Below are 14898 nucleotides of genomic sequence, written 5' to 3'. Positions count from 1 at the left end.
GTCGTTGTATTTTACACGAACCTATAATGTTTGCACTCCAACCAGCGCTTATTATAGAATCCTGCCAAAAGGCATCTCCAGCTACAATTTGAGGCACTGAATATTGCTCTCCATACTCAACAGATATTGACACTCCTGTTGGAGTCTTTCGTGTACCTTGAGCCGATGCCCATGCACAAATTATTGTAAATAATATAAAAAATAATATTGATTTCATTCTTCTTCTGTTGTTAGTTCATTCATAAATGCAGTTGTTAAATTAAATATGGAAGTCTGAGCATCTTTTCCTTCTTCAGAACTTATTGAGAAGCTACCAAGCTCAACCAACATTTTAATCTTAAAATTCTGTTCCATACTATCAAGTAGTGGCTCATAATTGTTAAAATACATTATGCGGCTCATTGTGAAAGATGGTCCTTCAATCCCATAGTCTCCTCTATTCCCATTTCTTACATTTTGTTTTATAAAAAGTTCATTTAATAGTTCCATGAGTTGAGAATTGGTAGCACGTGTTAAATAGGCTTCCTGCGCCATAAAAACTTCAAGGTTATAGGTATAAAATTTATACCCCGGCCATTCAAAAGGGTATAAATTCATGGCATAACTAACCGTATCAATCGATTTATATTTGGCAATCAGGTATTCCAGTGCATCCTCGCGGTTTTCGAGCTCAACAAACCAGTCATATTTATTTCTGCACAGGTCATAGCCACTTTGTAAACCACAACACCCTGCCATTAACATATACAAACTGGGAAAGTTGTACGAACCTGCCTCAACCAGCACTTCAGTGCTCATACAAGGCCAATACTTTTGTGGTATTTTTCCGGGCACGGTGTCGTTATAATATCCTGTTGCATAAAACTCACACGAATCGAGCTCGGGTTCGGGCTCTAGCTCAATTAGAGTAGAATTGTTGTCACATGCGATCATAGAGACTATTATAAACAGTAGAAATATATTGGCTTTCATGATGTTAGTTTTTTAACAGTGTTAGAGCTTCATTACAGATATGGTCAAGCAATTCTTTATTTACTGAATTGCCTTTTTTGTTATAACTTACTACTTCAGGAAGTTCGCTCCCTAGTATAATAAAATTATCATGTCTTTTCACTTCCAGAACTCTTGATAAGATTAAACAGCTACTTGCTATTCCGTAAAAAGAATACTTTTCGAATGCTTCTGACTTTGCATTATAAACTGAAGATGATTTTTTAATTAGTAAGCCTAGGTCTTTATCATTAATACTTTTAACAATATCTTTTTGTGCCAATAATAATTCAATATATGTAAACTTAAAACTAAACACCCCTTGCTTCACTAACGTATCAAATTTATAAATATCCTCAGGATTCATTTTCTCATACTCTTTAATAAGCTCCCTTCCTGCATCTTCACGCTTTTCCAACTCTCTAAATCCATTAAAAACAGATTTTAAGAAATCATAACCTTCCTGATTATAGTCACGACTTGTAATTAATATCCACCAGGGATATTCGAGACAAGTCTTGACAAGTTCTTCAGTTGTTATTTCCAGTAAAACATCGTCTGGAATATTAAAGGCATCCAACCTTTCTTTAAAAGAATTAAGTTGTTTCCATTCTTCGGTCCCGGGGCGTACAGGATAATTCCAAGTAACTTTTTTGCTGGGCAAACGAAATCATTGGATAGTCATCAAAAACAATAAGATTATTTTCCTCATGGTGCTTAATATTAAAATTTTAGGTTTCATATTTTTTTGGAATTTAGTAGTGAGTAATAAATACAGAGTATTAAAAAAGGTTCATGAGAATTAGGAACCATAAAAGAGCGCATTAAAAAGGTCGGTTTACTGTACAAACGGTTTGTTTTGTTTTAGTTGAGCATTACGAGGTATTCATGATTGGTTTTATTAATATGTTTCTGGAATTAAGATGTTTAAAGGTAAAAAAGGGTTGCGTTAAAACATAATTTTGGGCCTATGTTTAATAACAATTAAAAGAAGTTACTGTGCGCTAGGCATTAGACATTGTTTATTCGTCATTATATCTTAGGTTCTAAAATGTTGATCATAGATATAGGATACTCTATCTCTAAAACTATTTACTTAGACTGGTAACTAAATCCTGCTCCATAAGTATCTGCATCCAGTATCCAACATTTAGCATCCAGCATCCAGCTACAGATCTCTCACTGCGTTCGAGATGACAGCAACTTTTTCCTTTCTACTTTTGCCTTTTGCCTTTTGCCTTTCTACTTTTTCCTTTTGCCTTAAACAAAAGTTACTTCAATGTTAACGGATTACAGACATTTCGGTATTATTCTTCTTTTTTTAATAAAAAAGCCCCATTTCATTTTCATTTTAAAATAATATTTTCATATTTGCAGGAAATCATAAGCAAATGACAAAAAATATCAACATTTCTATTCTTAGCCTCATTATTGGTATTCTTCTTCTAACAAGAAAGAAATGAGAATGGTGTGTTGATTAACGATATTGGATTAAAGAAGCCATTCTCACATTGAGGATGGCTTTTTTCATGATAGATACGGACTTAGCTTAAAAGAAAAATAACATAAATAGACAATAAATCATGAGCGACAGACTTTACATTTTCGACACAACTTTGAGGGACGGAGAACAGGTCCCTGGTTGCCAGTTGAACACGGTAGAAAAGATTGAAGTTGCCAAAGCATTGCAAGAATTGGGAGTTGATGTAATTGAAGCAGGATTCCCGATTTCGAGCCCAGGCGATTTTGAATCGGTAGTAGAGATTTCGAAAGCGGTTACATGGCCAACAATTACAGCCTTAACCCGCGCAGTACAAAAAGATATTGATGTTGCAGCCGAATCACTCAAGTACGCCAAAAAAGGTCGTATCCACACCGGAATCGGAACATCTGACTTTCATATTTATCACAAACTCAACTCAAATCCCGATGCTATTATCGAGCGCGGTGTTGAGGCAGTGAAATACGCAAAAAAATACGTTGAAGATGTAGAGTTTTATGCCGAAGATGCAGGTCGTACCGAAAACGAATACCTGGCCCGCGTTGTTGAGGCAGTAATTAAAGCTGGTGCAACAGTTGTTAATATTCCTGATACTACAGGTTACACCTTGCCACACGAGTTTGGTGCAAAAATCAAATACCTGATGGACAACGTGCCAAACATTCATAAAGCGATTATTTCAACGCACTGTCATAACGATTTGGGAATGGCAACTGCCAACACGGTTTCAGGAATCCTTAACGGTGCCCGTCAGGCAGAGGTTACCATCAACGGAATTGGCGAACGTGCCGGTAACACTTCGTTAGAGGAAGTAGTAATGACATTGAAAACGCATTATAAAGCACTGGGAATTGAAACCGGTGTAAACACTAAGAAAATTTTCGGAACAAGCCGTTTGGTTTCAACTTTAATGAACATGCCTGTTCAGCCGAACAAAGCAGTTGTTGGACGTAATGCATTCGCACACTCATCGGGTATTCACCAGGATGGTGTATTGAAAAACCGCGAGAACTACGAGATTATGGATCCTGTTGAAGTGGGTATCAACGAATCGGCAATTTTACTGACTGCCCGTAGTGGACGCGCCGCATTGAAACACCGTTTGGAATTGTTGGGTTTCGAATTGGATAAAGAAAAATTAGACGAGGTTTACGAAGAATTCCTGAATCTGGCTGATAAGAAAAAAGACATCCGCGACGACGATATCGCGTTGTTGGTTGGCGATGCAACTCGCAAAGAGCACCGCATTAAGCTGGAATATCTGCAAGTGGTTACCGGCAAAAGCTTAAAACCAATGGCCACCGTTATTTTGAATATTTCGGGAGAAAAATTCGATGCCACTTCTGATGGAAACGGTCCGGTTGACGCAGCTATTAAAGCGGTTAAAAAGATCATTCATCGCCAGGTAATCATTGAAGAATTCCTTGTTCAGGCGATTACCCGCGGAAGCGACGATATTGGTAAAGTACATATGCAGGTAGAATATGATAATTCGATCTACCACGGATTTGGTGCACATACCGACATTATTACTGCTTCGGTAGAGGCCTTTTTGGATGCCATTAATAAATTGCCGGCGGCAGTGTAAGAATAAATATACCTGTCATTTCGACGAGGTAGGAGGAGAAATCTGTTTCCTGTTAGTTACAGATTTCTCAGTCGTCCCTCCTTCGAAATGACACGAAGAAAAAAATATATGACAGCAAAAACATTATTTGATAAGATTTGGGATGCACACGTGGTGAAACAGGTCGAAGGTGGCCCAAATGTATTGTATATCGACCGTCACTTTATTCACGAAGTAACGAGTCCGGTTGCCTTTTTAGGATTGAAAAACCGCGGATTGAAAGTTTATCGTCCGGATCAGACCACTGCTACTCCCGACCATAACGTTCCAACTATCAACCAGCACATGTCAATTAAAGACGAGCTTTCGCGCAACCAGGTTGACATGCTGAAAAAGAACTGCGATGAAAACGGTATCGTTTATCACGGTTTAGGAACTGAAGGCCACGGGGTGGTGCACATTATTGGCCCTGAAATGGGATTAACCCAACCGGGAATGACCATCGTTTGTGGCGACAGCCACACTTCTACACACGGAGCTTTTGGCGCCATTGCTTTCGGTATTGGTACCAGCGAAGTGGAAATGGTTTTGGCCAGCCAGTGTATTATGCAGCCGAAACCAAAGAAAATGCGCATCACCGTTAACGGAACTTTAGATAAAGGTGTAACTGCAAAAGATATCGCATTGTACATCATCTCTAAAATTTCTACCAGTGGTGGTACAGGTCACTTTATCGAGTATGCAGGTTCGGCAATCACCAGCCTGTCGATGGAAGGCCGTATGACACTTTGTAACCTAAGTATTGAAAGTGGTGCCCGCGGTGGAATGATCGCTCCGGATGAAACAACTTTCAACTACGTAAAAGGTCGTCAGTTTGCACCAAAAGGTGAAGACTGGGACAAAGCCATGGAAAAATGGGCAGAGTTAAAATCGGACGAAGATGCAGTTTTCGATACTGAATACACTTTCGATGCTGCTGACATTGAGCCGATGATCACCTACGGAACAAACCCGGGAATGGGAATTGGTGTTTCGCAGACGATTCCAACATCGGAAGGCTTGTCGGGAACTGATAAAACGACTTACCAAAAATCGTTGCAATACATGGGATACAACGAAGGTGATTCTATGAAAGGCAAGCCGGTTGATTTCGTATTCCTTGGCAGCTGTACTAACGGTAGAATTGAAGACTTCCGCGAATTTGCCGCTTTTGTGAAAGGCAAGAAAAAAGCCGACAACGTAACTGCATGGTTGGTACCCGGATCAAAACAGGTACAAAACCAAATTGAAGCAGAAGGACTTGTGCCGATTTTGGAAGAGGCAGGTTTTGAATTGCGTCAGCCGGGATGTTCAGCATGTTTGGCAATGAACGATGATAAAATTCCAACCGGTAAATATTCGGTTTCAACGTCGAACAGGAACTTTGAAGGCCGCCAGGGACCAGGTGCACGCACCTTGCTGGCCAGCCCGCTTACTGCAGCAGCTGCTGCTGTATCTGGAGTAATCGCAGATCCTAGAGAAATGATGTAGATGTATTCTACCACCTCCCTCCGATTTTATCGGAGTACTCCTCCTATAGGAGAGGTGACAACTTAAAAAGTTGGCGGGGTGGTTCATCAATAATTAGTAAAGAATAAAAAAATGGCATACGATAAATTTTCAGTAATAAATACTTCGGCAGTACCACTGCCATTCGAAAATGTAGATACCGACCAGATCATTCCGGCCCGTTTCCTTAAAGCAGTGGAACGTAAAGGATTTGGCGACAACCTTTTCCGCGACTGGCGGTATGAAAACGACGGAAGTCCGAAAGCTGATTTCCCGTTAAACAACGCAAAATATTCTGGTAAAATCCTTGTAGGTGGAAAAAACTTTGGTAGCGGATCGAGCCGCGAGCACGCCGCATGGGCCATCTACGATTATGGTTTCCGTGTAGTGGTTTCAAGCTTTTTCGCCGACATCTTTAAAGGAAATGCTTTGAACAACGGCCTGTTACCGGTTGTTGTTTCACCAGAGTTCCTTGAGAAAATCTTTGCTCAGATTGAAAAAGATGCAGATTCAACTTTCGAAGTCGATCTTCCAAATCAAAAATTCACGATAACAGCTACAGGTGAATCGTCTGATTTCGAAATCAATCCATACAAAAAACATTGTTTGCAAAACGGATTGGACGATATCGACTACCTCGTTGAGATGAAGGAGCAAATAGCAGAATTTGAGGCTTAAGATAGTTAGTGAGGCTCTCACTTAAGTGAGCGCCTCACTACATTATTAAAACAGACAGACACGTCAATAGTGAGGACTTCTCTTGAAGTGAAATCCTCACTTAAGAACTAAAAAAAATGACAGGCAAAGCAGTAGAAATTTCAGGTAAGCACCTGACCATTATGGATACCACCCTTCGCGATGGGGAACAAACTTCGGGAGTTTCATTCAGCGAAAAGGAAAAACTAAGTGTGGCCAAGGTATTGCTTGAGGATGTGAAGGTAGACCGCATCGAAATTGCCTCGGCACGGGTATCAGAAGGAGAATTCAAAGGTACCCAAAAGGTAATGGAGTGGGCGGCACAAAAAGGTCACCTCGACAAAGTTGAGGTGCTTGGATTTGTTGATGGAAAAATTTCGCTGGAATGGATTGCCAAAGCCGGAGGAAAAGTGATTAACCTGCTGTGCAAGGGATCGTATAAACACGTTACCGAGCAGTTACGAAAAACGCCGGAACAACACGTTGACGATATTAAGCAGGTATTAAACTATGCCGACGAAATGGGAATTAAGGTTAACATTTACCTTGAAGACTGGTCGAATGGTATGCGCAGTTCGAAAGACTACGTGCACTTTATGATATCGAGCCTGAAAGATGAAAAAGTGGAGCGCTTTATGCTTCCCGATACGCTGGGAATCCTTGATCCGGACGAGACTTACGATTTCTGTCACGAAATGATCGAAAGCTTTCCTGACGTTGAATTCGATTTTCATGCGCACAACGATTACGACCTGGCCATTGCCAATGTTTTTCATGCAATGAAAGCCGGAATCCGATGTGTACACACCACTGTAAACGGGCTTGGTGAACGCGCCGGAAACGCTCCCCTATCGAGCGTTATTGCTACCATAAAAGATCACCTGAAAATGAAAACCCGGGTGAACGAAGCCCAGCTAAATAAAGTTTCGAAACTGGTTGAGTCATTCTCAGGAATTCGCATACCAACCAACAAACCGTTGATTGGTGAATTTGTGTTTACACAATGTAGCGGAATTCATGCAGATGGCGACAGCAAAAACAACCTGTATTTTAACGACTTATTACCGGAACGTTTTGGCCGCACGCGCCAGTACGCCTTGGGAAAAACTTCGGGTAAAGCCAATATCAAAAAGAACCTGGAAGAACTAGGTATTGAGCTGGATAAGGATTCGCTGAAAAAAGTTACGGATAAGGTTATTGAACTGGCCGACCAGAAAGAGACCATCACTAGCGACGAACTTCCATATATTGTTGCCGATGTGCTGGAAAACGAACTTTTTGAGCAACGCGTAAAAGTGGTAAATTACTCGATAAGTTACACCATGGGATTACGTCCGATGGCGAATGTCTCGCTTGAAATTGACGGAAAAATTTACGAGGAATACAGCGATGGCGACGGTCAGTACGACGCATTTGTAAAGGCTTTGCACAAAATCTACAAGCGCCTCGACAAGGTATTCCCGATGCTGGTTGATTACGTAGTGACTATTCCTCCGGGCGGAAACACCAATGCCTTGGTTGAAACGGTTATCACATGGCGCAACGATCACGAATTTAAGACCAAAGGTCTGCATCCGGATCAAAATGCTGCTGCAATTCTGGCAACAACCCGAATGTTGAACGTGATTGAAAATGAGTTCAACCCAACAAAATTGGAAGAATTAAAAAACGAAAAATAATAACGACCTCGGGCCTGCAGTTTTGTGTGTCCGAAAATTTCTAAAAAAATGAAACTGAACATTGCATTATTGCCCGGCGACGGGATCGGACCTGAAATTGTGGATCAGGCGATGAAAGCAGTGAAAGCTGTTGCTAAAAAATTTAATCACGAATTAGAATACAAGCAGGCATTAACAGGTGCTTGTGCCATCGACGCTGTTGGAGATCCTTATCCGGAAGAAACACACGAATTGTGTATGCAGTCGGATGCTGTACTTTTTGGCGCTATTGGCGATCCAAAATTCGACAACAATCCAAAAGCACCGGTTCGTCCTGAGCAGGGATTGCTGACCATGCGTAAAAAGTTAGGATTGTATGCCAACATCCGCCCGGTAGAAACTTTCGAATCCTTGTTACACAAATCTCCACTTCGCCGAGAATTGGTTGAAGGCGCTGATTTTGTGTGTATCCGCGAATTGACAGGTGGAATGTACTTTGGTGACAAAGGCCGCAAAGACGATGGAAACACGGCTTATGACACTTGTATTTACACTCGTGAAGAAGTTGAGCGTATTTTGAAATTAGGATATGAATTTGCTGCCAAACGTAACAAAAAGCTTACTGTGGTTGACAAAGCCAACGTATTGGAAAGCTCGCGTTTGTGGCGTGAAGTTGCACAGGAAATGGCTCCAAATTATCCTGAAATTCAAACAGAATACATGTTTGTGGATAATGCTGCAATGCAAATTATTCAGTGGCCTAAGAATTTTGATGTAATGGTTACTGAAAATATGTTTGGCGATATTCTTACCGACGAAGCCAGTGTAATCACCGGCTCGCTTGGGTTATTGCCATCAGCGTCGGTTGGTATCCACACTTCGGTATTCGAGCCAATTCACGGTTCGTACCCACAGGCGGCAGGTAAAAACATTGCCAACCCAATTGCTACAATTCTTTCGGCTGCAATGATGTTCGAATATGCTTTCGACCTGAAAGAAGAAGGTAAATTGATTCGCGATGCTGTTGCGGCATCAATGGCTGAAGGATTTGTTACCGAAGACATTGCTGAAGGACAAGCACAAAGTACATCGGCAGTTGGTGACTGGATCGCTGACTGGATCGAAAAGAATTAGGGATATGCGGTTTCCAACCGCATTAAAATTGGCAGTTTTAAACCGCCAAACCCAAAAGAGGCGTTCTCATAATTTGAGAACGCCTCTTTTTTGTTTTACATTTCCGGTATCCGTCAGCTTAAGCTGACGGCAAAGGATATGCAAATAATTGAAATTTATTGAAACACATTTACCCTTTGCCGTTGGTTTTAACCAACGGAATAAAAGCATGTACAAATTCCCGGCTTTAGCCATTAACCTTCTAAAAATTATACCTTTTTAAAAACTGCTTAACCTCCTCTTCCCATGTCAATTTTCTGTGATGTTCATCCTGATTTTTTATATATTCTCTCACTCTCACCAATTGTGATTGACTTACAGAAACCGCGAAATAATCATCCTGCCAATAAAATTTTACCGGCATCACATTCATTTTATTTATCCAATACGAGCTCTCTCCTTTCAGTTGTTGCATCACATCTGCGATATTCTGTTTTCTGCCAAGATTTATTAGGGCATGCACATGATCTTTATGAAGATTGATGTAATCGAGAACAATACCTTTATCACTTGCCTTTTCCCTAATATGGTTAAGAAGAATAGGTCGAAAGGTATTAGAAATGATACATTCACGATTTTTTGTTGACCAAACACAATGAAGCCAAATTGTTGTGTATGACATGTGATTGAGATTTAATATTTAGTCAAATGTACAAAATTGTTTTGGGCTAAAGCCCTGTAGATCTTCATCATGTCATCCGTCAGCTAAAGCTGACGGCAAAGGGTAGCGATCAAAAGGATCTGATTATACTGACTCGGGTTCTATCTTCTTCCAAATAATTGAAAAATCCCAGTTTAATATCTGTTTTAAAACGACCAGCAAAACTATTGAAGAAAGAACTAAAACCAGCGATTCTTTAACCGGATCAATTTCTTGCTGAAAAAACAACGAAGGAACTTGTATCGCTGATTCTTTACTGGTTACCAAAAGTGCGCCCAGCGTATTATTAACGGCATGTATTCCAATGGCCAATTCAATACCGTCATCAAGTACGGCGGTTATTCCGAATGCCACACCAAAAACAAAGTACGATGGCATCATCATCCAGAAACCGTGTTCTTTCACTTCGGGATTCATTCCATGCATTAACGCAAACAAAACCGACGGAACAAGAATAGCCAACCACACTCGTTTTGTCCATCCGGCAACACCCTGTGCCAGGTAACCACGGAAGATAAATTCTTCGGTACCCGATTGAATTGGAATTAGCAGAACTGCGACAAAAACCAAAGGAATAAAAGAAACCGGATTAAAACGAAACTCGAGTTCTTCGGGACTTATGATTAACTGAACAAACAATAAAATCAACATGATTGCCCCCCACACTGCAACACCCAGCCAAAAACGGTTTTTACGGAAAGGGCGTCCTCCGTTTATAACATCTTTTAAAGACCGCTGATGGAATGACTTTATCATTACAATAGACAAAACCAACGTTACAATAAACGGTATTACCAATAGTGCTAAGCCAAGACTGGGATTTATTCCATACGCCGATAAATCCATCAGATTTTCCGGAGTCTCCATCTGACCACCATTCATGGATATCGCTACTACCATTACAACAATGAGAGGGAGAGCACCAACTGTTTGCCCTACTCCAAAGGCCACAAGAAGTACTACTAAATATTTCCACCATTGATTTTGGCCGTCGAAAGCGCGCGTTAAATGTTTCATTTCTTTCTAATTTTTTTTTGAAGGTTTAAAGTACTAGCGAAGTTAAAACATTTTGTTAAACGGTCAAGCATAAGTTGTCTTTCTGAAATATCCATTTCAGATGAGCGGTACTTCCCTGCCATGAACAGAAAAATAAATTAAAATGGCTCCAACTATTTTATTTCTGATAAATATTTTTTTACTTTGTATTTCAAAGTACTTTTAAAATGAATGACTCAGAAAAGCTGTTAAACGAATTAAAAGACATCCGCAACATTATGGAGCGCTCAAGCCGTTTCCTTTCACTTAGCGGACTTTCAGGTATTTTGGTGGGCATTTACGCCCTAATCGGTGCCTTTTTTGCCAACCGTATCGTACATCAGTTTCCCTACGCCATACCACAGGAAAACTTAAACGAAGTACTCACCTCCATTTTTGTTATCGGTATTACGGTATTAGTACTGTCGCTTTTCACCATTTATGTTTTAACGGTTAAACAGGCCAAAAAGGAGCAAAAACCCATTTGGGGGCCGGGCTCGAAACTGCTACTGATCAATCTGCTTATTCCATTGGCAACGGGTGGAATATTAACCTCAGTACTTGCTTTGCGCGGTTACTACGGTGTTATCAGTCCGTGTTTCCTTATTTTTTACGGACTTGCTTTGGTGAATGCTGCAAAATATACACGCCCCGAAATTTTAAGTCTCGGTCTGGTGGAGATCGTTTTAGGATTACTGGCGGCAATATTTCCGGGTTACGGCCTTTATTTTTGGGCTATCGGTTTTGGCATCGTTCACATAATTTACGGATTCATGTTCTTAAATCGTGAACACAAAAATTCAGAGGCGTGAAGAATCCGATTCAAAATCTGAATAAAGCCTTTGAAAACAAAGTGAGGCTGGGCGTTATGGCGGCTTTGATGGTGAATTCGCGCTTGAGTTTTAACGAACTGAAAGACTTGCTCGAATTAACCGATGGCAATCTGGCCAGCCACATTAAAGCGTTGGAAAAGGAAAAATTCATTTCGGTGAACAAAACCTTTGTTGGCAAAAAACCCAACACTACTTACGCCGTTACCACGAGTGGCAGCAAGGCTTTTGAGCAGCATTTAAAAGCATTGGAAGATTTAATAAACAATCAAAATATACTGAATAAATAATTTTTTTACCCATTTACTTTGTAACTCAAAGTACTTTTAAAACAATTAAATCATGGAAAAACAAGAAAACATTTTAGACCGACTGGGAATCAGCTTCCACCGGACATTGTCGTTCAAACTGTTAGTAATCGGGATGCTGATCCTAATTCTGCTCATACCAAAAGTTATGATACTCGACCTGATTGGCGAGCGCCAGCTTAACTCGGTACAGGTTGTGAACGAAGTGATGAGCAAATGGTCGAACGAACAGCTCATCAGCGGCCCCGTGCTCTTTGTCCCGTTTAAAAAGAAAATCTACAACGAGGAGGAAGGCACCTATAACGAAGTAACTCGCTACGCCACTTTCCTTCCGAAAGAGTTGTCGGTTAACGGAAAACTGCTGCCCAAACAATTAAAACGCAGCATTTACAATGTTGATGTTTACGAAGCCGAACTTTCAATAACCGGGAATTTTAAGGACATCGATCTCGGAAAACTGAATATCGAATCTTCGGATATAATTTGGGACGATGCCCAGTTACAATTATCGATTAGCGACCTGAGAGGCATAAACAAAGGACTGGAACTAAGTTGGAACGACAAATCCCATACATTTTCGCCCGGCAAAGTCTCATCCCCTATCGGGCACAGCGGCGTTTCAATTCCGCTGAAAGAGCTTTCGGCCAACGATCTGAACGGAGCATTCTCGATTAAGCTGCAGTTAAAAGGCAGCCAAAATCTGATGTTTACTCCGCTGGGCGAGCAAACTACTGTTCATCTGGAATCAACATGGAACGATCCGGGTTTTACAGGCAACTATCTGCCTGCCAACAGAAATGTGAACGATAAAGGTTTTCAGGCCGATTGGAGCGTCTTGCATTTTAACCGCAACTATCCGCAACAATGGATTAGCACCATTAACACGATCAACCAAAACGACATTGAAAACTCGAAATTCGGAGTTGAAATGGTGAGTCTTGCCGATCATTACCAAAAGAACATTCGCAGTGCCAAATACGCCATCCTCATTATTATCATCACTTTTGTGGTTTTCTTTATGTTCGAAGTGCTATCGAAACAGCGTATCCACCCTTTTCAGTACATTATGGTTGGTTCGGCAATCAGCATTTTTTATTTACTGTTGCTGTCTATTTCCGAACACCTTGGTTTTAATCTGGCTTACCTGGTTGCAGCTTTAGCGGTAATTATTCTGGTGTTCTTTTACACGCGAAGTTTTATGCCAAAACTTAAAAACCAGCTGGGAACAAGTTTAGGATTGGCCGGCTGTTACCTTTTCATTTTTATACTCTTACAGCTCGAGTCGTTTGCACTACTTACCGGTAGTATCGGATTATTCGTACTTCTGGCTGCTTTAATGTATTCAACCCGAAAAGTTAACTGGTATAAAGAATAGTTTGAATACCTCCTTCTGAATAGTTCGGGAGGAGGTATTTACAACAAATATCATAAAAAACTTCAGGATGAAATAGCCCGCCTTTGTCTACTTTTAGTTGCTTCCGGTTATCTTTGCAAAAAAATTGCACAATGAGCGACACGAAATATTTTCCTCAATTAAAAGATATAACCACCGCAAAGCACAACCTCTGCGAAATTGTATTGCACACACCGCTTCAGAAGAACCTGAATTTATCGGAAGAATTCGAAGCCAATGTATTTTTAAAACGCGAAGATTTGCAGATCGTTCGTTCCTACAAAATTCGTGGTGCCTACAATAAAATAGCACAACTTTCGGATGCCGAGCGCGAAAAAGGAGTGGTTTGTGCCAGTGCAGGAAACCACGCGCAGGGCGTTGCTTACTCGTGTCGCCTTTTGGGAATTGAAGGCAAAATTTACATGCCCACCACAACACCAAAGCAAAAAATCAAGCAGGTAAAAATGTTTGGAAAAACGCACGTTGAGGTTATTATTACCGGTGATACTTACGATGATGCTCACCGTGCTGCGTTGGAAGATTGTCAAAAAACCGGCATGTCTTTTATTCATCCGTTCGACGATCCGCAAATTATTGAAGGACAAGCAACGGTTGGTCTGGAGATTTTACAGGACTCGACCGAAACGATCGACTATTTGTTTGTGCCTATCGGAGGTGGTGGTTTGGCGGCCGGAGTTGGAGCCTGCATTAAACAGATAAGCCCGAACACAAAAATTGTTGGTGTAGAACCTGCGGGTGCGCCATCGATGCAAAAGTCGCTGGAAGCTGATCATGTAATTAAACTGGAGAAAATAGATAAATTTGTTGATGGCGCTGCTGTTCAACGTGTTGGCGATACTACTTTCGAGATTTGCAAAAAAGTGGTTGACGAATACCAATCGGTTCCTGAAGGAAAGATTTGTACTAAAATTCTGGAACTCTACAACCGCGATGCCATTGTTATTGAGCCGGCCGGAGCATTATCGATTGCGGCACTCGATTTTTACCGCGAAGAAATTAAAGGAAAAAATGTAGTTTGTATTGTTAGCGGAAGTAATAACGACATCACCCGCACTGAAGAAATAAAAGAGCGCTCGTTACTTTACGAAGGGCTGAAACATTACTTTATAGTTCGTTTCCCGCAACGTGCAGGTGCTTTGCGCACATTCGTTGATGTGGTGCTTGGCCCCACCGACGACGTTACGCATTTTGAATACTCGAAAAAAACGAATCGAGAAAAAGGTCCGGCTGTGATCGGAATCGAAGTTCAAAATCCGGAAGATTTTCATGGCCTTGTAAAACGCATGGACGAAAATGGGTTCATTTACGAGTACCTGAATGAGAAAGCCGATCTCTTTCAGTTTTTGATCTGATTACTGCTCAAACAAATCAATAGAATAAAAAAAGAGCTTGTCTCAAAAGTGGTAAAGAACGTCATTCTGAATTCATTTCAGAATCTGTTAAAATTGATTTTATCAACTCGAAGATCCTGAATCAAGTTCAGGATGACGTAACAAAAACTTTTTGGACAAACTCTT

13 protein-coding genes are annotated in these 14898 nt (G+C 40.8%); 9 read left to right on the top strand and 4 right to left on the bottom strand.

Features of this window, described 5'->3' with window-relative positions:
• Positions 1-213 precede the first annotated feature (213 nt).
• Positions 214-972: a hypothetical protein gene (locus QZ576_RS00220; RefSeq protein WP_297093188.1), complete on the bottom strand. Its 759-nt coding sequence runs from the start codon at positions 970-972 to the stop codon at positions 214-216.
• Between the two features lie 4 nt (positions 973-976).
• On the bottom strand, positions 977-1654 hold the full coding sequence (locus QZ576_RS00215) for a hypothetical protein (protein WP_297093186.1): 678 nt from the start codon (positions 1652-1654) through the stop codon (positions 977-979).
• Between the two features lie 919 nt (positions 1655-2573).
• Between QZ576_RS00215 and QZ576_RS00210 the strand changes: the two genes are divergently transcribed.
• From QZ576_RS00210 to leuB, 5 genes are all read left to right on the top strand, one after another.
• Positions 2574-4079 carry a 2-isopropylmalate synthase gene (locus QZ576_RS00210; protein ID WP_297093184.1) on the top strand — a complete coding sequence of 502 codons (1506 nt, stop codon included), beginning with the start codon at positions 2574-2576 and terminating at the stop codon, positions 4077-4079.
• 108 nt (positions 4080-4187) lie between these two features.
• Entirely contained in the window at positions 4188-5588 is a 1401-nt protein-coding gene (leuC, locus tag QZ576_RS00205; protein WP_297093182.1) for a 3-isopropylmalate dehydratase large subunit, read from the top strand.
• A gap of 111 nt (positions 5589-5699) precedes the next feature.
• Entirely contained in the window at positions 5700-6284 is a 585-nt protein-coding gene (gene leuD, locus QZ576_RS00200) for a 3-isopropylmalate dehydratase small subunit (protein ID WP_297093180.1), read from the top strand.
• Positions 6285-6400: 116 nt separating this feature from the next.
• The gene (locus tag QZ576_RS00195; RefSeq protein ID WP_297093178.1) at positions 6401-7981 is read left to right on the top strand and encodes an alpha-isopropylmalate synthase regulatory domain-containing protein; all 1581 of its coding nucleotides are present in this window, start codon (positions 6401-6403) and stop codon (positions 7979-7981) included.
• 48 nt (positions 7982-8029) lie between these two features.
• Positions 8030-9094, top strand: coding sequence for a 3-isopropylmalate dehydrogenase (leuB, locus tag QZ576_RS00190; RefSeq protein ID WP_297093176.1), 1065 nt, complete (start codon positions 8030-8032; stop codon positions 9092-9094).
• A 241-nt stretch (positions 9095-9335) separates the two neighbouring features.
• Here the strand turns inward: leuB and tnpA are convergent, their stop codons facing one another.
• Together tnpA and QZ576_RS00180 are read right to left on the bottom strand one after the other, a co-directional pair.
• Positions 9336-9755 carry an IS200/IS605 family transposase gene (gene tnpA, locus QZ576_RS00185; protein ID WP_297093174.1) on the bottom strand — a complete coding sequence of 140 codons (420 nt, stop codon included), beginning with the start codon at positions 9753-9755 and terminating at the stop codon, positions 9336-9338.
• Positions 9756-9878: 123 nt separating this feature from the next.
• On the bottom strand, positions 9879-10811 hold the full coding sequence (locus QZ576_RS00180) for a CPBP family intramembrane glutamic endopeptidase (protein ID WP_297093172.1): 933 nt from the start codon (positions 10809-10811) through the stop codon (positions 9879-9881).
• 206 nt (positions 10812-11017) lie between these two features.
• On the opposite strand from QZ576_RS00180, the gene QZ576_RS00175 reads away from it, so the two are divergent.
• From QZ576_RS00175 to ilvA, 4 genes are all read left to right on the top strand, one after another.
• Positions 11018-11641, top strand: coding sequence for a hypothetical protein (locus tag QZ576_RS00175; RefSeq protein WP_297093170.1), 624 nt, complete (start codon positions 11018-11020; stop codon positions 11639-11641).
• Positions 11638-11949, top strand: coding sequence for a transcriptional regulator (locus QZ576_RS00170; RefSeq protein WP_297093168.1), 312 nt, complete (start codon positions 11638-11640; stop codon positions 11947-11949). The genes QZ576_RS00175 and QZ576_RS00170 overlap by 4 nt, the downstream gene beginning before the upstream one ends.
• Positions 11950-12001: 52 nt before the next feature.
• Positions 12002-13342, top strand: a complete 1341-nt coding sequence (gene creD, locus QZ576_RS00165; RefSeq protein ID WP_297093166.1) for a cell envelope integrity protein CreD — start codon at positions 12002-12004, stop codon at positions 13340-13342.
• Between the two features lie 131 nt (positions 13343-13473).
• Positions 13474-14733 carry a threonine ammonia-lyase gene (gene ilvA / locus QZ576_RS00160; protein WP_297093164.1) on the top strand — a complete coding sequence of 420 codons (1260 nt, stop codon included), beginning with the start codon at positions 13474-13476 and terminating at the stop codon, positions 14731-14733.
• Positions 14734-14898 lie beyond the last annotated feature (165 nt).

Origin of the sequence: uncultured Draconibacterium sp. (assembly GCF_913060805.1) — a bacterium.
Taxonomy (GTDB): domain Bacteria; phylum Bacteroidota; class Bacteroidia; order Bacteroidales; family Prolixibacteraceae; genus Draconibacterium.
The sequence above is the reverse complement of the archived record's forward strand: the minus strand, read 5'-3'. Positions and strand labels throughout refer to the sequence as shown.

Excerpts from the sequence above, each read along its gene's own strand:
- creD (WP_297093166.1), top strand. The coding sequence starts at position 12,002 with ATGGAAAAACAAGAAAACATTTTAGACCGACTGGGAATCAGCTTCCAC.
- QZ576_RS00175 (WP_297093170.1), top strand. The coding sequence starts at position 11,018 with ATGAATGACTCAGAAAAGCTGTTAAACGAATTAAAAGACATCCGCAAC.
- QZ576_RS00220 (WP_297093188.1), bottom strand. The coding sequence starts at position 972 with ATGAAAGCCAATATATTTCTACTGTTTATAATAGTCTCTATGATCGCA.
- leuC (WP_297093182.1), top strand. The coding sequence starts at position 4,188 with ATGACAGCAAAAACATTATTTGATAAGATTTGGGATGCACACGTGGTG.
- leuB (WP_297093176.1), top strand. The coding sequence starts at position 8,030 with ATGAAACTGAACATTGCATTATTGCCCGGCGACGGGATCGGACCTGAA.
- leuD (WP_297093180.1), top strand. The coding sequence starts at position 5,700 with ATGGCATACGATAAATTTTCAGTAATAAATACTTCGGCAGTACCACTG.
- ilvA (WP_297093164.1), top strand. The coding sequence starts at position 13,474 with ATGAGCGACACGAAATATTTTCCTCAATTAAAAGATATAACCACCGCA.
- tnpA (WP_297093174.1), bottom strand. The coding sequence starts at position 9,755 with ATGTCATACACAACAATTTGGCTTCATTGTGTTTGGTCAACAAAAAAT.
- QZ576_RS00180 (WP_297093172.1), bottom strand. The coding sequence starts at position 10,811 with ATGAAACATTTAACGCGCGCTTTCGACGGCCAAAATCAATGGTGGAAA.
- QZ576_RS00210 (WP_297093184.1), top strand. The coding sequence starts at position 2,574 with ATGAGCGACAGACTTTACATTTTCGACACAACTTTGAGGGACGGAGAA.
- QZ576_RS00195 (WP_297093178.1), top strand. The coding sequence starts at position 6,401 with ATGACAGGCAAAGCAGTAGAAATTTCAGGTAAGCACCTGACCATTATG.